The 19,444-nt window shown below is 57.4% G+C and carries 16 protein-coding genes and 3 tRNA genes; 9 read left to right on the top strand and 10 right to left on the bottom strand.

Annotation, left to right across the window (positions count from 1 at the left end; genetic code table 11):
* Positions 1-3: 3 nt before the first annotated feature.
* Positions 4-2,121, bottom strand: coding sequence for a TonB-dependent siderophore receptor (locus CKQ53_RS08160; RefSeq protein WP_118894857.1), 2,118 nt, complete (start codon positions 2,119-2,121; stop codon positions 4-6).
* 352 nt (positions 2,122-2,473) lie between these two features.
* On the opposite strand from CKQ53_RS08160, the gene CKQ53_RS08155 reads away from it, so the two are divergent.
* The gene (locus CKQ53_RS08155) at positions 2,474-2,758 is read left to right on the top strand and encodes a DUF1435 domain-containing protein (RefSeq protein ID WP_094118268.1); all 285 of its coding nucleotides are present in this window, start codon (positions 2,474-2,476) and stop codon (positions 2,756-2,758) included.
* A gap of 81 nt (positions 2,759-2,839) precedes the next feature.
* Here CKQ53_RS08155 and CKQ53_RS08150 read toward each other — a convergent pair.
* From CKQ53_RS08150 to CKQ53_RS08135, 4 genes are all read right to left on the bottom strand, one after another.
* Positions 2,840-2,926: transfer RNA gene (locus CKQ53_RS08150), tRNA-Leu, on the bottom strand.
* Between the two features lie 49 nt (positions 2,927-2,975).
* Positions 2,976-3,062 (bottom strand) — tRNA-Leu (locus CKQ53_RS08145).
* Positions 3,063-3,095: 33 nt separating this feature from the next.
* Positions 3,096-3,182 (bottom strand) — tRNA-Leu (locus tag CKQ53_RS08140).
* Between the two features lie 115 nt (positions 3,183-3,297).
* Positions 3,298-4,200 (bottom strand): LysR family transcriptional regulator, encoded by a 903-nt coding sequence (locus CKQ53_RS08135; protein ID WP_085651629.1) that lies wholly within the window; start codon positions 4,198-4,200, stop codon positions 3,298-3,300.
* 117 nt (positions 4,201-4,317) lie between these two features.
* On the opposite strand from CKQ53_RS08135, the gene CKQ53_RS08130 reads away from it, so the two are divergent.
* Entirely contained in the window at positions 4,318-5,313 is a 996-nt protein-coding gene (locus CKQ53_RS08130; protein WP_118894855.1) for an aldo/keto reductase, read from the top strand.
* A gap of 53 nt (positions 5,314-5,366) precedes the next feature.
* On the opposite strand, the gene rsmC is transcribed toward CKQ53_RS08130, so the two are convergent.
* Positions 5,367-6,407: a 16S rRNA (guanine(1207)-N(2))-methyltransferase RsmC gene (gene rsmC, locus CKQ53_RS08125; RefSeq protein WP_085651627.1), complete on the bottom strand. Its 1,041-nt coding sequence runs from the start codon at positions 6,405-6,407 to the stop codon at positions 5,367-5,369.
* A gap of 112 nt (positions 6,408-6,519) precedes the next feature.
* Here rsmC and CKQ53_RS08120 point away from each other — a divergent pair, with 112 nt between their 5' ends.
* The 7 genes from CKQ53_RS08120 (at position 6,520) to CKQ53_RS08090 (ending at position 14,448) form a co-directional block, all read left to right on the top strand.
* The gene (locus CKQ53_RS08120; RefSeq protein WP_085651626.1) at positions 6,520-6,957 is read left to right on the top strand and encodes a DNA polymerase III subunit psi; all 438 of its coding nucleotides are present in this window, start codon (positions 6,520-6,522) and stop codon (positions 6,955-6,957) included.
* Positions 6,902-7,345 (top strand): ribosomal protein S18-alanine N-acetyltransferase, encoded by a 444-nt coding sequence (rimI, locus tag CKQ53_RS08115; protein ID WP_094118266.1) that lies wholly within the window; start codon positions 6,902-6,904, stop codon positions 7,343-7,345. The genes CKQ53_RS08120 and rimI overlap by 56 nt, the downstream gene beginning before the upstream one ends.
* Positions 7,346-7,482: 137 nt before the next feature.
* Positions 7,483-8,025: a sigma-70 family RNA polymerase sigma factor gene (locus CKQ53_RS08110; protein ID WP_094118265.1), complete on the top strand. Its 543-nt coding sequence runs from the start codon at positions 7,483-7,485 to the stop codon at positions 8,023-8,025.
* A 21-nt stretch (positions 8,026-8,046) separates the two neighbouring features.
* Complete coding sequence (locus tag CKQ53_RS08105; protein ID WP_094118264.1) at positions 8,047-9,036, top strand: FecR domain-containing protein; 990 nt, start codon at positions 8,047-8,049, stop codon at positions 9,034-9,036.
* Positions 9,037-9,134: 98 nt separating this feature from the next.
* Positions 9,135-11,570: a TonB-dependent siderophore receptor gene (locus tag CKQ53_RS08100; protein WP_094118263.1), complete on the top strand. Its 2,436-nt coding sequence runs from the start codon at positions 9,135-9,137 to the stop codon at positions 11,568-11,570.
* Between the two features lie 36 nt (positions 11,571-11,606).
* Positions 11,607-13,280, top strand: a complete 1,674-nt coding sequence (locus CKQ53_RS08095; protein ID WP_118894853.1) for an ABC transporter ATP-binding protein/permease — start codon at positions 11,607-11,609, stop codon at positions 13,278-13,280.
* Between the two features lie 247 nt (positions 13,281-13,527).
* A complete protein-coding gene (locus CKQ53_RS08090) occupies positions 13,528-14,448 on the top strand; it encodes a DMT family transporter (protein ID WP_094118262.1) in 921 nt (306 codons plus the stop codon).
* 133 nt (positions 14,449-14,581) lie between these two features.
* Here the strand turns inward: CKQ53_RS08090 and deoD are convergent, their stop codons facing one another.
* The 4 genes from deoD to deoC form a co-directional block, all read right to left on the bottom strand.
* Positions 14,582-15,301, bottom strand: a complete 720-nt coding sequence (gene deoD / locus CKQ53_RS08085; RefSeq protein WP_085651619.1) for a purine-nucleoside phosphorylase — start codon at positions 15,299-15,301, stop codon at positions 14,582-14,584.
* A 56-nt stretch (positions 15,302-15,357) separates the two neighbouring features.
* Positions 15,358-16,581, bottom strand: a complete 1,224-nt coding sequence (gene deoB / locus CKQ53_RS08080; protein WP_094118261.1) for a phosphopentomutase — start codon at positions 16,579-16,581, stop codon at positions 15,358-15,360.
* Between the two features lie 43 nt (positions 16,582-16,624).
* On the bottom strand, positions 16,625-17,968 hold the full coding sequence (gene deoA / locus CKQ53_RS08075) for a thymidine phosphorylase (RefSeq protein WP_085651617.1): 1,344 nt from the start codon (positions 17,966-17,968) through the stop codon (positions 16,625-16,627).
* A 69-nt stretch (positions 17,969-18,037) separates the two neighbouring features.
* Positions 18,038-18,817, bottom strand: a complete 780-nt coding sequence (gene deoC, locus CKQ53_RS08070; protein WP_094118260.1) for a deoxyribose-phosphate aldolase — start codon at positions 18,815-18,817, stop codon at positions 18,038-18,040.
* Positions 18,818-19,444 lie beyond the last annotated feature (627 nt).

Here is a 19,444-nt window from a genome sequence, read left to right as displayed (position 1 = left end):
CCGTCAGAAATCGTAGCCGACGGTCGCGATGACGGAACGCTCAGCGCCCCAGTAACAGGTTCTCAATTCATAGCAGGACGCGATGTACGTCCTGTCCGTCAGGTTGTTGACGTTGACCTGTGCGTAAGCCCCTTTGAGCGAAGGGTTCCAGCTCCCTAGGTCGACCCGGACAGAGGCGTCCAACAGCGTCACGGAAGGCAGTTGCAGCGTATTGGCATCATCGGCCCACTGCTTGCCGATGTGGCGGATGCCAACGCCCAGATTGATGCCTGCGCCCGCGTCATACTGCGTCCACAGCGAGGCCATCTGCTTCGGCGCCAACACCGGCGTGTTGCCGTCGTTGCCCTCCACGGTCTCTTTATATTTCACCTTGCTGTAGGTGTAACCCGCGATGACGCTCAGCCGTTCGGTGATCGGCGTTCTGGCTTCCAGCTCCAGCCCCTGGGACTGCACCTTGCCGACCGGCTCGTAGTAGTTACCCACGATGTTGCGGGTAGCGACGTCGTTTTGCGTCAAATCGTACACCGCCGCGGTATATAACGCCTTGGTGCCACGCGGCTGGTATTTGATCCCGCCTTCAACCTGTTCGCTGCTCATCGGCTTGAGCGGGTTTCCCTGCGAGTCCGCGTACAGCGCGGGCGTGACCGCCTGACTGTAGCTGACATAAGGCGAAATACCGTTTTCAAAGGCATACAGCAGCGCGGCCCGCCCGCTGAAGCGTTCATCATCGCGTTGGCCGCGGCTATCCGTGGTCAGGTTTTTATTGTCGAATGTGATCGCGTCATAACGGCCAGACAGCGTCAGATACCAACGCCGCCACTGCATATCGTCCTGCACATAAACGCCGGTCTGCTTGTAGCGCCGCTGTGAGTCAAAACGATAAAAATCGGTGACTGCATCCCCGCCCGACTGGCCGGTAAATGGGTCCAGCAACGTAGCCGTACCCGATGCGTCCCACAGGTTGTTGGTGAAGTACTGGAAATCCACGCCGAAGAGGGTTTTGTGTTTGACGTCGCCGGTATCGAAATCCGCCGTCAGCTGATTATCGACGGCATACGCATCCAGCGAAGAGGACTCTGCGGTGTAATAACGCGACAGTTTGTCCGTCTCTACGCTGCTCCAGCCGTACTGATAAATTTGCTGAATATTGACGTTGGAGTGGACGTAACTGGCGTTTTGCCTGAACGCCCAGGTATCGTTGAACCGGTGAGAGAATTCATACCCATACATCTGCTGATTACGCTTGTAGTCATCCAGACTTTTCTCTCCGTCAAACAGGCCGCGCGCGAGTTTGGGCCCCTGATAGGCGTAGACGCTGCCCGCCGCGGGCACGGAGCCGTGATAGCCCCCCGCCGGATCCTTCTGCAGATACGCTTTCAGCAACAACGTGGTGTCTTCATCCGGCTGCCACAGGAGAGAAGGCGCAATCGCATAGCGCTCCTCGCGCGGGCCGTCATACATGGTGTCGCTGCTGTGGGTCAGCCCCGTCACACGAAACGCCCAGTTGTCATTGATGCCCTGCGTGTAGTCGAACGCCGCGCCCCGATCGTTATGGGTGCCGGCGCTGAAGCGGAAGTGCCCTTCCGGGATAAACTGCGGCCGTTTGGAGGTCATCATCACCAGACCGCCCGGCACGCTTTGTCCGTACAGAGAGGACGAAGGGCCTTTAATGACGTCAATACGCTCCAGGAACCAAGGGTCGATTTGCAGGCTGTTATGACTGCCGCTGTCGCTGAGCACGCGCAAGCCGTCAAGGAAGGTGTTGTTCACATCAGCGCCGTGGAATCCACGTAATGAAACCGTATCAAATCGCGTCGCCCCACCGGAAAAATTGGTGAAGACGCCCGGCGTATAGTTCAGCGCCTCATTCACCGTCATCACGTTCTGATCGCGCATTTGCTGGCGAGTCACCACGGAAACCGACTGGGGGGTCACCACCAACGGCTTATCGGTTTTAGTCGCGCCTTGTGACGTCGTAGCGGTATAGCCCGCGGTCGGGGATAGCGCGGACTCCTCGGGCTGAGCTGAAACTTCGATGACGTCTTCAGCCGCCAGCACGAAGGCAGGCGCTGTCAGCGCAACAAGCACGCTGTAATAACGTAATAAAGGAAGGGATGACATGCGATAGGTTCCTGAATAAGCGCCTGGACAGTGGGCTTCCCTTTTCAGTCACTGTGCGCATATCACGCAAAGCGCATCACATCAGGCGGAAACCTATCGTTCGGAAAGCGCAAAAAAACAGTTAAGAGTAATAATAATTATTACCATTATTATTTACACATTCAACCCGTAAAGTTTGCGGTTTTCACATAATTCTGTTTCTTTTTGAAGCGCAGTTACGCTTCACAATCCTCTGATGCCAGTGCAGGGATGAGGGAGTGAACGGCGGGTGGATAACCCTGCCCGGCACAAGTTGTATTCAGGAAGGTTTTCTATATGATAGTAATTATCATTATCGTCATGGTGAAAGACTATGTTGACCGCGTTGATTGCCGCCTGCGGGCTATGGGGAGTCACCTGGTACTTCGGTAAACCGCTTTCCAGCGCCTGGGGGATTCTGGTTCCCGTCACGCTGATGCCTTTGCTGCTGCTGCCCGGCATCGACCTGCACTCACTGAAATACATCGTCACCCTGGCGATGCTGGCGACGTTAGGGATGCTGTTTCATGAACGATTGCGCCACTATTTGCTGCTGCCGTCTTGCATTGCGCTGGTGGGCGGACTGACGACGTTATCCGTGACGCTGCGCGGCATTTAGCGATAAAACAATGAGGCAAATTGAAATAAGAAAAAGAGTCTTGGGGAGATAATCGTGAGGATAAAACCGGGGAATAATACGTGGTGCGAAGAGAGGGACTTGAACCCTCACGTCCGTTAAGACACTAACACCTGAAGCTAGCGCGTCTACCAATTCCGCCACCTTCGCACATGAGATTTTCTACGTATTAAGTACTGCGCGATCTGTATCACCAGCTTGGTGCGAAGAGAGGGACTTGAACCCTCACGTCCGTTAAGACACTAACACCTGAAGCTAGCGCGTCTACCAATTCCGCCACCTTCGCAGGTACTGTGCAATACAAATCAGTGTGGTGAGGTGGTGCGAAGAGAGGGACTTGAACCCTCACGCCCGTTAAGGCACTAACACCTGAAGCTAGCGCGTCTACCAATTCCGCCACCTTCGCAAACCAGGGACATAACGTCACGCAATGTCACCACGGGGGCGAATTCTAGAGATTTTACGGCCAAGGTCAATGATTATTTCCCCTCTGTGCGAGGGTTTGCTGCAAAAAGCGGCGGTCAATCAACCGGAGCAGGCGCGATACATGCCTGCAACCAGTCCACCACCACCTGAATCCGCGGGGCCAGAAAACGTCCGGCCGGGAACATGATGTAAAGCGGCATGGGCGGAGGCGGTAGGTCCGGCAGAATCTCGACCAGTTCTCCCCGTTCGATAAGGGGTCTGAGACTCCTGCGCGGCCCTTGAATAATCCCCAGGCCGGCCTGTGCGGCGGCGATATACGCATCTACCCCGCTGACGTCCACCCATGTGGGCAAACTCTGCGTGAGCAACTGCCCTTCCTGAACAAACTCGAGGGGATAACGATGCAGATTACGCAAAGAAAAATAGCCCACCATCCGATGACCGGCCAGCTCGGCCAGCGAGGACGGAATGCCGTGCGCAGCACAGTAATCCACGGAGGCGCAGGAGAGCTGCGGCAGCGACGGCAGTTGACGGGCGGAGAGCGAATCATCCTCAAGCTGCCATGCCCGCACGACGCAATCCACGCCCTCGCGCTGGATATTAATCGCCGCGTCGTTGGCGCTCAGCACCAGCCGGATGCCCGGATACTGGCGATAAAACGCCGGAAGCGCAGGAATAACCAGTTCGCGGGCCATCGAGTGCGGCATATCAATGCGCACCTGCCCGCTAGGCTGCTTCCGCTGCTGGGTGAACAGGGCATCGCTTTCATCGAAAGCCGATAACAGCTGCGTGCAGCGTTGATAATAAAGCTGCCCTTCATCCGTAATGCGAACCTGACGCGTTGTCCGCTCCGCCAACCGGACGCCCAGCCGCAGCTCCAGTCGTTTAAGCGTCTGGCTTACCGTCGCTCGTGGAAGCCCCAGACTCTCGGCCGTGCGGCTGAAGTTTTCCGTTTCCACGATGCGGACGAACACGCGCATCGCCTGTATCTGATCCATGAGCAACGTCCACAGGATTGTTTGTTATTTACAAACAGTGTTGCACGAAATGCGTGATTTATCTCCATTTCGCAAACAACCACACTGGCATTCTTATTTTCTATCGAGGACATCAGCATGCAACAGAGAACATTAGGGCCTACAGGGCCGCAAGTTTCCGCACTGGGACTGGGTTGTATGGGCATGAGCGATTTTTATTCCACCCATCAGGATGCCGACGAATCCCTTGCCACCCTGCACCGCTCGCTGGAATTGGGCATCACGCTGCTGGATACCGCCGACATGTACGGGCCCTATACCAATGAGCAACTAGTGGGAAAAGCGATTAAGGGCAAACGCGACCGCGTCTTTCTGGCGACCAAGTTCGGGATCGTGCGCGATGCCGTCAACTTGGACGAACGCGGGATCTGCGGCAAACCGGAGTATGTACGTCAGTCGGTGGAAGGCAGTCTGAAGCGACTTGGGGTGGAGACAATCGATCTTTACTATCAACACCGGGTCGATCCCACAGTGCCGATCGAAGACACCGTCGGCGCGATGGCCGACCTGGTGAAAGAGGGCAAGATTCGTTTCATCGGATTGAGCGAAGCTTCCGCCGCCACGCTGGAGCGTGCGCATCGCGTTCATCCCATCACCGCGCTGCAAAGCGAATATTCATTATGGACTCGGGATGTGGAAACGGACATTCTGCCGACCTGCCGCACGCTAGGCGTCGGTTTTGTTCCCTATAGCCCGTTGGGGCGCGGTTTCCTGACCGGCGCTATCCGTGATTTGAACACGCTGGCTGACGACGATTTTCGTCTCAAAAACCCGCGCTTTCATAGCGATAACTTCACCCGAAACCTGCGTCTGGTTGAACATGTGGAGACATTGGCGAAGGAAAAAGGCGTGACGCCCGCGCAGCTGGCGCTGGCCTGGGTGCTGGCGCAAGGGGAACATATCGTACCGATCCCCGGCACCAAACGACGCCGCTATCTGGAGGAGAACGTCGGCGCGTTGGATGTGACATTGACCGCCGCGGAACTGGCCGCCATCGACACCCTGTTTCCGCTACAGGCCGCCGCGGGCGAGCGCTATGGCGCAGAGGGCATGAACACCATTAATAACGACTGACTCTCTGCACGTGGAACCCCCGCGACTTTCCGCCGCAGGGGGAGCATGCCGATTTAAGTGCGCGATTTGGATTTGGCGCCGCGTCCCATAACCGATTGATACACCCGGAAACGGCCGTTCTGCGCCAGCACTTCGTGGCTGCCGAACGTTTCATCCAACAGCGCAGGATAAGGCAGGAAGGCGTTGGCGACGATACGCAACTTGCCGCCGATGTTCAGGTGCGCCGCCGCGCCGCGGATGAGCGCTTCCGCCGCATGCAGGCTGGTTTGCATCCCGTCGTGGAATGGCGGGTTGGAAATGATCATGTCGAAACGACCGGCGACATCCGAGTAGACGTTGCTGGCGATGACGGCGCCTTCCAGCTCGTTACGCGCCAGCGTCGCCCGGCTCGCTTCCAGCGCCGCCGCGTTCACATCACTTAACGTCAGACGGATTTTCGGCGCGCGCTGGGCAAACGCCACGGCCAAAACACCCGCGCCGCAGGCGATATCCAGCACTTTACCTTTCGAATGCGGTTCCAGCGTGCCAAGCAGCAGCTGGCTGCCGTTATCCAACCCATCGCGGCTAAACACGCCCGGCAACGTACATACCGGTACGCCGTCGACATCATATTCATGCCACCAGCGCGCCAGATCAAAGGCCGGCGTCTGTTCCAGACGGCCGTGGTACAAACCACAACGACGCGCACTGTCGATTTTGGTCAGCGCCGTCAGGTCCGCCAGCAGCGTTTCCGCGCTGCGTACGCCGCTGCGGTTCTCGCCCACCACGAAAATATCGCAGCCGACGGGCAACAACGACAGCAGGTTGGTCAGCTGGAACTGGGCTTCCTGCTTGCTTTTCGGCCAGTAATAAATCAGGGTGTCGCAGCCCGCTACCATGTCAGCATCGGCCAGCAGGGCGAAATGTGCCGCATCGCCCATTGTCCGGTTTAGCTGCTGCCAGTGGTGGTACTGCATCGTGTGCACGCGGACGTCTTCCGCCTCAAACTGGGCGGGCAAGGTATCTTGCAAATCACCGGCAAACAGCACGCGGCGGGTGGAAAAATCATCGCTGTGACGCAGTATCACTTCACTGGCGGGGGTAAATGCGGACATCAGGCTTCAAACTCCTCAATTAACTGAGCGACGATTATAGAGGTTTGTTGCCGCATGTTCGATGGGTTTGCTAGCATAGCGGCGCATACTCGCGCTCCGGACAAGGTAAGGCATGACATCACATCGGGACAGGCTGCTACAGCAATTGGGCATTACGCAGTGGACATTGCGCCGCCCCGCCGCGCTGAAGGGCGAAATCGCCATCAGCCTGCCGTCGACAGTGCGCCTGCTGATCGTCGCCGATCCGCTCCCTGCAATCGATGATCCGCTATTGCAGGATGTGCTCAGAAGTCTGCAATTGACCCCCGAACAGATCTACAGCCTGCTGCCGCAGCAGGTGGAAATGTTGCCGGACACCCGCGATTGCCCGGCCTGGTGGCTGGGCGCAACTCCCATGCAGCCGCCGCAAGGCGTGCAGCTTACCAGCCCGGCGTTGTCCGAGCTTGACCATAACCCGGACGCCAAGCGCGCGCTGTGGCGGCAAATTTGTCACTATGAACACGATCTCTACCCTGACCTCCGCCGATCTGACGACAGCCTTTCAGATTGAGCGCCTAAGCCACGCCTTTCCGTGGACGGAAAAAACCTTTCTCAGCAATCAAGGCGAACGCTACTTCAACGTCAAACTCAGCAACGACGCGCAGATGGTCGCCTTCGCGATCACGCAGATCGTGCTGGATGAAGCCACGTTGTTCAATATTGCGGTCCATCCCGAACATCAGCGTAAAGGTTACGGCCGGGCGCTCATGGAACATCTGATCGCCGAGCTGGAACAGCGCGGCATTCTGACGCTGTGGCTCGAAGTCCGCGCGTCAAATCAACAGGCTATCGCGTTGTATCAGTTTTTGGGTTTTAATGAGGTTTCCATCAGGCGGAATTACTATCCCACGACAGAAGGTCGCGAAGACGCCATCATTATGGCTTTGCCCCTGGGATAATCCCTGTCAGACACTTACTGGCGGGCGAGTAGCGAATGCTTCCAATCTTGGCATAAAAATTGAAATGGAAATTATTCTCAATTAGAATGCCGACCTCTTTTTTTATATTCAGGGACTGAAGGAACTCGATATTCATTATGTCTGCGGTTAACGTACCGACCACGCCTGATTTTTGTCAGCTCTACCAGCAGCACCACGGCTGGTTGCAGAGCTTGCTGCGTAAACGCCTGGGAAACCGGTGCGACGCATCCGATCTGGCGCAGGACGTTTTTCTACAGTTACTGATGAAACCTCGCGAGTTCGACAGCCACCACGGCACCCGCGCTTATCTCAGCGTTATGGCGCAGGGAATGTGCGTCGATCTTTGGCGACGCAAGGCGCTGGAACAGGCCTGGCTGGAGTCGCTACAACACCATGCGGCGGATGCCTCCCTGTCGGCCGAACAGAGCTCCATCGTGCTGGAAACGTTGTTTCAAGTGGACGGCATGCTGCGACATCTCCCGGAAAAAACGCGCTCGGCGTTTGTGATGTCGCAAATTCAGGGGATGACCTATGCGCAGATCGCTTCGGTGCTCAACGTGTCTGAACGTATGGTGAAAAAGTATATGACGCAGGCCATGCTGCACTGCATTCTTCTCGAAACAGAATCCGACGCCGAACCGCCGACCCGGTCCCGCTAATTCAATCAGGTCGATACCCTTATGCCGTTTCCCCCTTCCCCACCGCCCAAGCCCGGTTTTGAGTCTCTGCAAGAGGCGGCGGACTGGTATGCGCAATTGCTGGAGGAAGAGGATGAGCACAGTGAGCTGCGCCACCGCTGGCAACGTTGGCTGGATGAAAGCGCCGAACATCGTGAGGCGTGGATCTACGTGCAGACGATTAGCCAGCGCTTTCAACCGCTGCGGGGCGAGCTGCATCAGCCAAGTACGGATGCGCTTCTGCGCTCGCCGCGCGTCAGCCGCCGTCGGGCGTTGAAGCTGACGGCACTGCTGACGTCGGGCGCGCTGCTGTCCTGGATGGGCTACCGCTACACCCCGCTGCGCGGGTCGCTGCTGGCGATGGCCGCCGACAATCGCACCGTGACCGGCGAGATCAAGCAGGTGACGCTGAGCGATGGGTCGCGCATCTGGCTGGACACCGCCAGCGCGATGGATATCCGCTATACGACCACAGAGCGGCAGTTGATTCTGCGCTCCGGCCAGATTTTTATCGCCACCGCGCCTGACCAACAACGGCCGTTTATCGTGGTCAGCGACCAAGGCAGAATGCAGGCGCTCGGCACGCGCTTCAGCGTCAGCCAGCAGGACGAGAGCACGCAGCTCAACGTGTACGACGGTATCGTCGCCGTCACGCCCCGACAGGAGGGCGGCATGCGACGCATCACCGCCGGTCAGCAATGGCGTTTTACCGCCGACGGTCAGGGAACGCTCGATCGTTTGGACAGCCTCGACGCCGACTGGCGCAAGGGGAAATTGAGCGCCGACGACACCCCGTTGGGCGAGGTGATCGCCCGACTGTCGCGCTACAGGCGCGGCTATCTGTCCTGCGCGCCGGATATCGCCGCTCTGCGGCTGATGGGAACCTTCCCGCTGGACAACACCGACAGGGCGCTGGAGATGATGTCCAGGGCGCTGCCGATCCGCATTAATCGACGCTTTTCCTGGTGGGTGACGGTAGAAAAAAAAGTTTAACGATTTCTACCGTCTTGGTTCCCTTTTTAACCGTTCGTTCGATTCAGTATAAAAACAGGCTTTATTTCTTTTGACTCTGGGTATTAAAGGCTATTCCTATGTTATTCACCGCACCACCTCGCGCTCTCCGGCCGTTGGCTCTGGCCGCCCGTCTTTTTGTACTGGGCTCACCGGCTGTCGTTCTTCATGCTGCGCCTGCCAGCGCGGCGGACAACGCCGCCGTGCAGCACTACTCCATTGCCGCGGGGGCGCTAAGCGAACAGCTTAATCAATTCGCGCGCCAGTCCGGCATCGATCTCGCGGCTAATTCATCGCTGACCAATGGCCTGAACGGCAAAGCGCTGAACGGCGATTACGGTGTGGAGAACGGTCTGACGACGCTACTGCAAAGCCACGGTTTGCAGGCGGTGAAACAGGCGGACGGCAGCTTCCTGCTGCAAAAAACGCCGACAGAGGACGAATTGGTGGTGGTCGCGCAGGTGAACCATCAGGGTATGACGGAAGGCACCGGTTCCTATACCACGCGCAGTATGAGTGCGGCGACAGGGCTGGCGCTGTCCCCCAGAGAGACGCCGCAATCAGTCAGCGTGGTCACCCGCCAGCGAATGAACGAACAAAATATGACGTCGCTGGATGACGCGATGAGTCAGACCACCGGCGTTAACGTGGTCAATCAAAGCTCTTATCAGGTGAAATTCCAGTCGCGCGGCTTCAGCATGGATAACGTGAAGGAGGATGGCGTGAGCTCCTCTTTCCAGAACAGTATCGCGGATATGGGCGCCGCCGAAGCCTCCAGCGAGTCGCCCGATCTGGCGATCTATGACCACGTGGAAGTCTTGCGCGGTGCCTCTGGCCTGACGCAGGGCAGCGGAGAGCCGGGCGGCACCGTCAATCTGGTGCGTAAAAAACCCACTTATAATTTTCAGGGCTACGTCAGCGCGGGCGCAGGCTCCTGGGACAACTACCGCAATGAGGTCGATGTCTCCGGCCCCTTGAATGACGATGCGTCCGTACGCGGCCGCTTCGTCGGCGTTTTTCAGGATAAACAGAGCTCGGTGGACTATGTCGATAGCGAACGCCGGGTGCTCTACGGCACGCTGGCGTGGGATCTCACTCCCGATACCACGTTGACGACCGGTATTAACTGGCAGAAAACCCATACGGTGCCCGATCTATACGGTCTGCCGATGGCGACCAACTACAGCAGTCTTGGCCTGCCGCGCTCAACCTTCCTCGGCGCCAGCTGGAATCGGATTACATTTGAAAAGCTGAATACTTTCGCTGAACTCGAACATCACTTCGAGAACGACTGGTCGTTGAAAAGCGCGCTGAACTACACCCACTCCGATGCGGAAGGGAAGTTCGTCGGCATATTCGGCAACGGCACCAAGGGCGTGGACAGCAGCGGCACTGGCGCGCTGAATAATGCCATACAGCGACACAACCGCAGCAATCAGTGGGGATACAACCTGAGCCTCAGCGGCCCGTTCGAACTCTTTGGGCGCAACCATGAGCTGCTGATCGGCGGGGATTACCAGAAAGAAAACTTCGACAACCGGTTCGGCTCCATCACCCCACGCAATCCCACCGTCAACATTTACGCCTGGCAGCCGGATGCGCTGGATGAACCGAACTGGCCGGACTACACCTCACGCTATAAATACAATCTTTATCGCCGCGCCCTGTTCGCCACCACCCGTCTGGAGCTGGCTGACGACTGGAAGCTGATCCTTGGCGGACGTTACAGCAGCTATAACTACGACTACTACTACCCGTCCAGCAACGGTCGCCTGCATGTGCGCGATCAGTTCACGCCCTACGGCGGTCTGCTGTGGAACTTCGCTCCCGACTATACGTGGTATCTGAGCTACGCCGATATCTATCAGCCTCAGAGCGAAAAAGACCGCAACCACAACATCCTGCCTGCCATCACCGGCACAAACTATGAGACGGGGATCAAAGGCGAATTTTTCGACGGCGATTTGAATGCGTCGCTGGCGCTGTTCCGGATCATTCAGTCCAACCGGGCGATGGATGACCCGTCTTGCGATGAGGAAGGCGACAGCTGTTCCGTGGCCAACGGCAAGGTCCGTAGTCAGGGCATAGAGATGGAAGTGTCCGGCAAGTTGGCGGACGGCTGGCAGGTGTTCACCGGCTACACCCTGACCAACACCAAATACCTGAAAGCGGCCGAGGGCACGGAAGGCACGAACTACAGCACCTATACGCCGCAGCATATGTTCAAACTGTACAGCAGCTACACGCTGCCGGGCAGCCTGAACAAGTGGACCATCGGCGCAGGGATGACCACCCAGTCAGACACAAATACGCGTTATCTGGTACACCAAGGCGGCTATACGCTGTTCAATGCCAACGTCAGCTACAAGTACAACAAGCACCTGAGCTTTAATCTGGTGGGCAACAACCTGACGGACAAAGATTACTATCGGACGCTCAACAACCGTCATCGCGGCGGCTACAACTACTACGGCGATCCGCGTAACTTCATGCTGACGGCGAAGTGGGACTTCTGATGACGTTGATGACTCACTCTTTTAACGTGTTACGCCATGCAGACGCTTAAACGTTTTTATCAACTGGTCGCGCCGCTGTGGTTATCGGCGCAGGCAATAGTGCTGTGGCTGCTGTTGCTGGTCGTGATTACGCTGACGCTGTCCGTCGTCGGCATCAGCGTCCTCTACAACAACTGGAGCAAAGACTTTTACGATGCGCTGGCGGATTTCTTCCAGCACGCCTCGGTCGCCGATCTGATCTGGCGCTATCTGGGCTACACCGCGCTGTTCGTCCTGGTGATTATCAGCGGCAACTGGCTCAAGAAAGCGCTGATATTGCGCTGGCGCGACATGATGACCCAGCACTATGAAACACAGTGGCTACAGGATCATGCGCATTATCGACTGCAACAGGACCCCTCGGGGACGCCGGATAACCCGGACCAACGTATTGCCGAGGATATCCGACTGCTGTGCGAGCAAAGTCTGGAACTGCTGCTGTCGCTGCTGAAAAACGTCGTCGGCCTGCTGTCCTTTATCGCCATTCTGTGGAGCATCTCCGGCGTACAGACATTCACGCTCAGCGGTCATAGCTTCACGATCCACGGTTATCTGGTCTGGATCGCGCTGATCTACGCGCTGGTCGGCAGCATACTGACTCACGGACTGGGCTTTCCCCTGCATCGCACCAACCATCAGATGCAGAAAGTCGAGGCGGACTATCGTGCCAGCCTGATCCGGGTCAACAGCCACAGCGAACAAATTGCCTTTTATCAAGGCGACGAAATCGAAAACCGGCGGCTGCGCGACCGTTTCCGTGCCGTGCTCGCCACCGGCTACCGCCTGATGGGACAGGAATTTCGGTTGGAAATCTTCACCGTCAGCTATTTTCGTTTCAGCCTAATCTTGCCGGTTTTCGCGGTGCTGCCGCTGTATCTCGCCCATAAAGTGTCACTGGGCGCCATCATGCAGGCCAGAACCGCCTTCGGCTACGTGCTGGATGCCTTCGGCTGGTTCGTCGACAGTTATCGCCAGTTGGCGCGCTGGTCCGCCACGATCGAACGTCTCTGGCAGCTGCAACAGCGGTTAGAGGCGTTGCCGACGACGACGACGCGTACGCCTCAGGGAGAAGCGCTGCAAATTCACCAGTTGACCGTGCTGCGGCCACAGGGGCGGGCGCTGCTCGTCCCCTGCTCCGCGAAGGTGAAACCGGGCGAGTGGTGTAGCCTGCAAGGCGCCAGCGGGATCGGCAAAACCACCCTGTTGCGGGCGCTGGCGGGGCTGTGGCCTTATACGACCGGCCGCTGGTATCTGCCGGCGGGCCCCGTCCTGTTTTTGCCGCAAAAACCTTATCTGCCGCAGGGAACGCTGCGTCAGGCGTTGTCCTATCCGCAAACGCAAACATTCAGTGATGACGTATTGCTGGAGGCGCTGGACGATATGCAACTGGGGCATTTGAGTACACAACTGGACGCCGATGAGCCGTGGGCGCAAAGGCTGTCCGGCGGCGAGCAACAGCGGCTTTCCCTCATCCGGGCGATCCTGATGAAGCCGACGCTGCTGTGTCTGGATGAGGCGACCAGCCAGTTGGACGAGCAGACGGCGATAGAGGTCATGAAACGGCTGCGCCGACATTTACCGGGCACCATCGTGCTCTCCGTCACGCATCAGTCGGTGCTGAATCCGCTGTTTGAAACCCAGATCCATCTTCAACCAGCGCCTCAGCCATAAACTGGCGAAGCCGGATAGCCGTTGTGCAGGCTATCCGGCCGTCAGCCTCGCCTTATTCAACCTCAACGCGTCAACCAGACAGCCCCCTCACACCTCGCGATAGATTTTCCGCGCGCAGGCTTTCATAATCGGTAGTCAATCATCAGGCTTCGCAGGGACAGATCGCCTATTTCGCGTTCCGGCCCCAGCATTCATGCACACTTGCCGTCAGCGCGCGCCCGGCAGCTTTTCTCCAGGAAATGAAGCTATGTCTCAGTCCCCGTCTGCGGTCGATCAACCATCGCGGCTGATCGTTTTTTTTATCCTGACCCTCCCGCCGCTGCTGTGGGCCGGCAACTTCATCATCGGACGTGCAGTACGCGACGAGGTCCCCCCGGTCACGCTGACGCTGGCGCGCTGGCTGATCGCACTGATCTGTATCCTGCCCTTTGCCTTGAAATACATCCGCCGCGATGCCGCGCGCTATCGGGCCTTTCCCCTGCGTATCGTCGCCATTTCCCTCTGCGGGATCGTTGCCTTTAGTCTGCTGACCTACATCGGACTGCATCATACTTCCGGCACCAATGCGCTGCTGCTTAACTCCTGTATTCCGGTGTTGATCATGCTGTTCGCCGGTCTGTTTTACGGCCAGCCGCTGAGGATCTCTCAGGCGGCGGGTCTGCTGATTTCATTCTGCGGCGTGCTGGCCATTATTTTTCACGGGGATCTGGCGGGGTTGCTGTCGCTATCCTTTTCATCCGGTGACCTGATGCTGCTGGGCGCAATGGCCAGCTTCTCGCTCTATACGCTGTGGCTGAAAAAAATTCCGCCCGAGGTTAGCCGTCTGGGGCTGCTGGGCGTGCAGGTGATTATCTCGCTGATAGCCATCTTTCCCCTATGGCTGTGGGAAAGTCGCAGCGGCGCGAGCGCGGTTTGGAATCACACCACCTTGTCGGCGGTCCTTTATCTGGGGATCTTCCCGTCTTTTATCGCCTACCTGCTGTTTGGCCGCGGCGTCGCGCTGATCGGCGCGGCGCGAGCCGGGCTGACCATCCATCTGATTCCCGTGTTCGGCGTGGCCTTATCGGTGCTGTTTCTGGGCGAGAAAATCCATTTTTATCATCTGGCGGGGATCGCGACTATTCTGGCGGGCATCTCGCTGGCGAGCCGCAAATCCGGCACGCGATAGCCATGTCAAAAGCGGAGTAAAGAAGAGGGATCGGGCAGGAGGTGCTGCATAAAACACAGGCGCCCCGCCGAAGCGGAGCGCCTGTGGGAAGTGCGATCCGGCGAAAACCGGACCGCGCTCATGACAAACAGGATTAGTCTTTGTCGCCCAGCAGAACGGATTCGAGCGCGATTTCGATCATCTCGTTGAAGGTCGTCTGACGCTCTTCCGCCGTGGTGACTTCCTGAGTGCGGATATGGTCTGACACGGTGCAAATCGCCAGTGCTTTAGCGCCGAATTCAGCCGCTACGCCGTAGATGCCCGCCGCTTCCATTTCCACGCCCAGTACGCCGTATTTCTCCATGACGTCGAACATCTGCGGGTCCGGCGTGTAGAACAGATCGGCGGAGAACAGGTTACCCACGCGCACTTTAACGCCGCGCGAGTTGGCCGCATCTACCGCATGACGCAGCAGATCGTAGTCGGCAATCGCCGCAAAGTCGTGATCCTTGAAACGCATACGGTTCACTTTGGAATCGGTGCAGGCGCCCATGCCGATAACGACATCGCGAACCTTCACGTTTTCGCTGACCGCGCCGCAGGATCCGATACGGATAATCTTTTCCACGCCGAACTCGGTGATCAATTCTTTGGCGTAGATAGAGCAGGATGGGATGCCCATGCCGTGTCCCATCACCGAAATGCGGCGGCCTTTATAGGTGCCAGTGAAGCCCAACATGCCGCGCACGTTATTCACTTCTACCGCGTCTTCCAGAAAGGTGTCGGCAATATATTTTGCGCGCAGCGGGTCGCCCGGCATCAGTACCACGTCCGCGAAATCACCCATTTCAGCATTAATGTGAGGCGTAGCCATCCTTATTGTTCCTTTTTCATCAGCGTAAACATTCGTTGTTCCGTCAGCCCGCAGGCTTACAGCATAGAGGTTCCATAGTCCATCGGCGACACGCCGAAATAGCTTGCCACGGTCTGCCCGATATCCGCGAAGGTGGGGCGATGACCGCGCGATCCCGGTTGCACCTGCGGACCGTAAATCAGTACCGGTACGTGCTCACGCGTGTGATCCGTACCCGGCCAGGAGGGATCGCAACCGTGATCCGCGGTCAGGATCAGGATATCTCCTTCACCGACCTTCGCCATCAGCTCCGGCAAACGGCGGTCGAACAGCTCCAGCGCGGCGGCATAGCCAGATACGTCGCGGCGGTGGCCGTAGGAAGAGTCAAAGTCGACAAAGTTGGTAAACACGATCGTGTCGTCGCCAGCGGCGTCCATTTCTTTCAGCGTTGCATCGAACAGCGCATCCAGACCGGTCGCTTTGACCTTTTTAGTGATGCCGACGTTAGCGTAGATATCGGCGATCTTACCGACCGACACCACGTGACCCTTTTTCTCATCCACCAGCTTTTTCAGCACGGTAGGCGCTGGCGGCTCTACGGCAAGGTCGTGACGGTTACCGGTGCGCTGGAAGTTGCCCGCTTTATCCCCCACGAACGGACGCGCAATGACGCGGCCGATGTTGTAGCCGCCCTCGGTCAATGCTTCCCGCGCGATTTCACACAGCGCATACAGGTTATCCAGCCCGTAAGTTTCTTCGTGGCAGGCGATTTGGAATACTGAATCCGCCGAGGTGTAAAAGATCGGTTTACCGGTCTTCATGTGTTCTTCGCCCAGCTCGTCCAAAATTACCGTGCCGGATGAATGGCAGTTGCCGAGATAGCCGGGCAGGTTGCCGCGCTCGACCAGCAGGTCTAGTAGCGGCTGAGGGAAACTGTTTTTCGTGTCGTGAAAATAGCCCCAGTCAAACAGGACCGGGACGCCGGCGATTTCCCAATGGCCCGACGGGGTATCTTTCCCCGAGGAGATTTCGCTGGCATGGGCATAAGCCCCGACAATGTCAGCTTGCGCATCCAAACCTGCCGGGAAACGGCCGGTTGATGCTTCCGCCGCCTTGCCCAGACCCAGGCGGCTCAGATTCGGTAAAGACAGCGGTCCCTGACGTCCTTGATCGGCGCGACCTTCCGCACAGGCCTGCGCGATGTGGCCCAACGTATCCGAACCGACGTCTCCAAACCGCTCGGCGTCGGCGGCGCTGCCGATACCAAACGAATCTAGCACCATAATAAATGCACGTTTCATGTCACTCTCTCCTGCGTTCTTTTCTGGGGCCATGCGCCACACACTATTCGACAGCGTCGGCATCTGAGATGTTCAACCGGCGATAAATCATCGGATGCGCCTCCGATGCTCGGTCGCTCACCGTCACCGCTGCCTGAATTTGCTGTGCGGCCTGCTGCCATTGCACTTCGGTATTGGCATGAATAATGGCCAGTGGACGCTGAGAATCCACGTGTTCTCCCAGGCTAACCATGTCGCTCAATCCCACGCTGTGGTCAATAGTATCATCTGGTCGCAGGCGTCCACCACCCAGTGATACCACTGCCATACCAATGGCGCGGGTATCCATAGCGGCAACCACACCTTCTCGTTCGGCGAAGACAGGTTTACTCAGCGTGGCGGGCAACAGATAGCGTTCATACCGCTCGACGAAATCGGTCGGACCGCCCTGTGCGGCGACCATACGGCCAAAGACCTCCGCCGCCCGGCCGTTTTCCAACACGGCCATGAGCTGTCGCCGGGCATCTTGCGCCGAGTTGGCCAGTTTCCCCGCCACCAGCATCTCTTCACACAGCGCCATCGTGACGTCGAACAGCCGCGGATTGCGCTGTGCGCCGGTCAGGAAGTTTACGGCTTCCCGGACTTCCAGCGCATTGCCCGCGCTGGATGCCAGCACCTGGTTCATATCGGTCAACAGCGCGCTGGTTCGGCACCCGGCATGATTGGCGACACCGACGATCGCGCGCGCCAGCTGTTCTGACTCCGCATAGGTCGGCATGAACGCCCCAGAGCCGACTTTGACGTCCATGACCAGCGCATCCAGTCCTTCCGCCAGCTTTTTCGCCAGAATAGAAGCGGTGATGAGCGGGATCGTATCAACGGTGGCGGTGGTGTCGCGCGTGGCATAGAAGCGGCGATCCGCCGGAGCCAGAGAATGTGTCTGCCCGATAATCGCGACCCCCACCTGCTGAATCATTTCGCGAAAGCGATTATCGTCCGGGTAGATATCGAGACCGGGAATAGACTCCAGTTTGTCGAGCGTACCGCCGGTATGCCCCAATCCTCTGCCGGAGATCATCGGTACATAGCCGCCGCAGGCGGCCACCATCGGCCCCAGCATCAGCGAGGTCACATCGCCTACGCCGCCAGTGGAATGTTTGTCCACCAGCGGGCCGTTCAGATTGAGGGATCGCCAGTCCAGCACCGTGCCGGAGTCGCGCATCGCCAACGTCAGCGCCACACGTTCATCCATGGTCATATCATGGAAATAGATCGTCATCGCCAGCGCCGCAATCTGCCCCTCCGACACGGTATTGTCGCGAATACCGTTGACGAAATGGCGGATCTCCTCCTCGCTGAGCGGATGTCCGTCACGTTTCTTACGAATAATCTCTGGAATTAACAACAAGGTAGCGCCTCCAATCCGTGCTTTCGTACTCTTTCGCTGTACCGATAAGGGTGCCGCCAGCGGTGATGACTAATAATCGTTGCGTGCCGTTTCGATATCGCGCCCCAACGTGTTCAGCAAGCTGCTTAACAAGCCTGAAGCCCCGAAGCGGAAATGTCGCGCATCCGCCCAGCCCGCGCCCATGATGCTATCTGCCAGCTGCAAATAACGTGCCGCCTCGCCTGCGGTACGTACCCCGCCCGCGGCTTTGAATCCCACCCGCTCGCCGACGCCCTGCTCTTTGATCACGTTCAGCATGATCTCCGCGCTGTGCAACGTCGCGTTCACAGACACTTTGCCGGTCGATGTTTTGATAAAATCGGCGCCCGCGTTGATCGCGATTTCGCTGGCCTGTCGAATGAGAGAGTCCTCTTGAAGCTCACCGCTTTCAATAATCACCTTCAGCAATACCTGATGTTCTACGCACGCCTGCTTACAGGCTTGCACCAAATCAAACCCGCGCCGCGTCTCCCCCGCCAACATCGCCCGGTAAGGAAAGACCACGTCAACTTCATCCGCACCGTAGGCAATCGCGGCGCGGGTTTCCGCCAGCGCTATCGCGATATCATCGTCACCGTGCGGAAAATTGGTCACCGTGGCGATACGGATCTCGGGAGTGCCCTGATCGCGTAACGTCTTGCGCGCCAGCGGAATAAAACGGGGGTAAATACAGATCGCCGCCGTATACCCGGCCGGACTGTTTGCCTGCCGACACAGCGCGATCACCTTTTCGTCCGTATCGTCATCGTTCAGGGTCGTCAAATCCATCAGCCCCAGTGCGCGCTGCGCGGCAGCAGTTAAATCAGTCATATCGCCACTCCAAATGAAAGTCGACGGTGAACACCTCGTCTCGCCTGCCACGTTTATCGACAGCAAAGAGATCGAACGCCGAATCACCGATAAAAAGGACGCGTGCTACTGCCGCTATTGGACCACAGTAACGTGAATAATGTGTGCTGACGCTTCCCAGAAATAACAATAAGGCACAAAACGATGACTCGCTATCCCCGTTTGCGCAACAAAAGACCTCACGTTAAACGTCTGTTGAGGGTTGGTCCGTATTTTCCGTACAAAAATATAACCGGCGTAGAAGACATATAATATCCGTTGGCGTTATGGCATAAATAGATAGAGACCAAAGGTTTATAGCGCCCCAAATCGCAGATCATAAATCTTGACAGAAATTAAGATTAACAGTATTTAATAACCGCTCCATTTCCAGGATAATTTTATAAGGATATTTCTCGTGAAAAAACTCTCTCTTTCTCTTTGTGGATTATTGCTACTGTCTACTGTCGTCTGCCCCGTTATAGCGGCAAAAAGTGGGCTTGTGATTAATAAACCAAAGGATGATTCGGCGATGTGCTGTATCTCTGATGAGTGCTTCCCTTGCCCTTGATTTTATTCGAGGTAAAGAGGCCCACTACGGCCTCTTTA

Origin of the sequence: Lonsdalea britannica (genome assembly GCF_003515985.1) — a bacterium.
Lineage (GTDB): Bacteria > Pseudomonadota > Gammaproteobacteria > Enterobacterales > Enterobacteriaceae > Lonsdalea > Lonsdalea britannica.
This window is presented reverse-complemented; position numbering and strand designations above follow the sequence as displayed.

Bases quoted from the DNA above. Each gene is read 5' to 3' on its own strand.
- CKQ53_RS08135 (WP_085651629.1), bottom strand. From the start codon at position 4,200: ATGGATCAGATACAGGCGATGCGCGTGTTCGTCCGCATCGTGGAAACG.
- CKQ53_RS08105 (WP_094118264.1), top strand. From the start codon at position 8,047: ATGCCGTTTCCCCCTTCCCCACCGCCCAAGCCCGGTTTTGAGTCTCTG.
- CKQ53_RS08120 (WP_085651626.1), top strand. From the start codon at position 6,520: ATGACATCACATCGGGACAGGCTGCTACAGCAATTGGGCATTACGCAG.
- CKQ53_RS08100 (WP_094118263.1), top strand. From the start codon at position 9,135: ATGTTATTCACCGCACCACCTCGCGCTCTCCGGCCGTTGGCTCTGGCC.
- deoB (WP_094118261.1), bottom strand. From the start codon at position 16,581: ATGAAACGTGCATTTATTATGGTGCTAGATTCGTTTGGTATCGGCAGC.
- deoC (WP_094118260.1), bottom strand. From the start codon at position 18,817: ATGACTGATTTAACTGCTGCCGCGCAGCGCGCACTGGGGCTGATGGAT.
- rsmC (WP_085651627.1), bottom strand. From the start codon at position 6,407: ATGTCCGCATTTACCCCCGCCAGTGAAGTGATACTGCGTCACAGCGAT.
- CKQ53_RS08110 (WP_094118265.1), top strand. From the start codon at position 7,483: ATGTCTGCGGTTAACGTACCGACCACGCCTGATTTTTGTCAGCTCTAC.
- CKQ53_RS08130 (WP_118894855.1), top strand. From the start codon at position 4,318: ATGCAACAGAGAACATTAGGGCCTACAGGGCCGCAAGTTTCCGCACTG.
- CKQ53_RS08155 (WP_094118268.1), top strand. From the start codon at position 2,474: ATGTTGACCGCGTTGATTGCCGCCTGCGGGCTATGGGGAGTCACCTGG.
- CKQ53_RS08090 (WP_094118262.1), top strand. From the start codon at position 13,528: ATGTCTCAGTCCCCGTCTGCGGTCGATCAACCATCGCGGCTGATCGTT.
- CKQ53_RS08095 (WP_118894853.1), top strand. From the start codon at position 11,607: ATGCAGACGCTTAAACGTTTTTATCAACTGGTCGCGCCGCTGTGGTTA.
- deoD (WP_085651619.1), bottom strand. From the start codon at position 15,301: ATGGCTACGCCTCACATTAATGCTGAAATGGGTGATTTCGCGGACGTG.
- CKQ53_RS08160 (WP_118894857.1), bottom strand. From the start codon at position 2,121: ATGTCATCCCTTCCTTTATTACGTTATTACAGCGTGCTTGTTGCGCTG.
- rimI (WP_094118266.1), top strand. From the start codon at position 6,902: ATGAACACGATCTCTACCCTGACCTCCGCCGATCTGACGACAGCCTTT.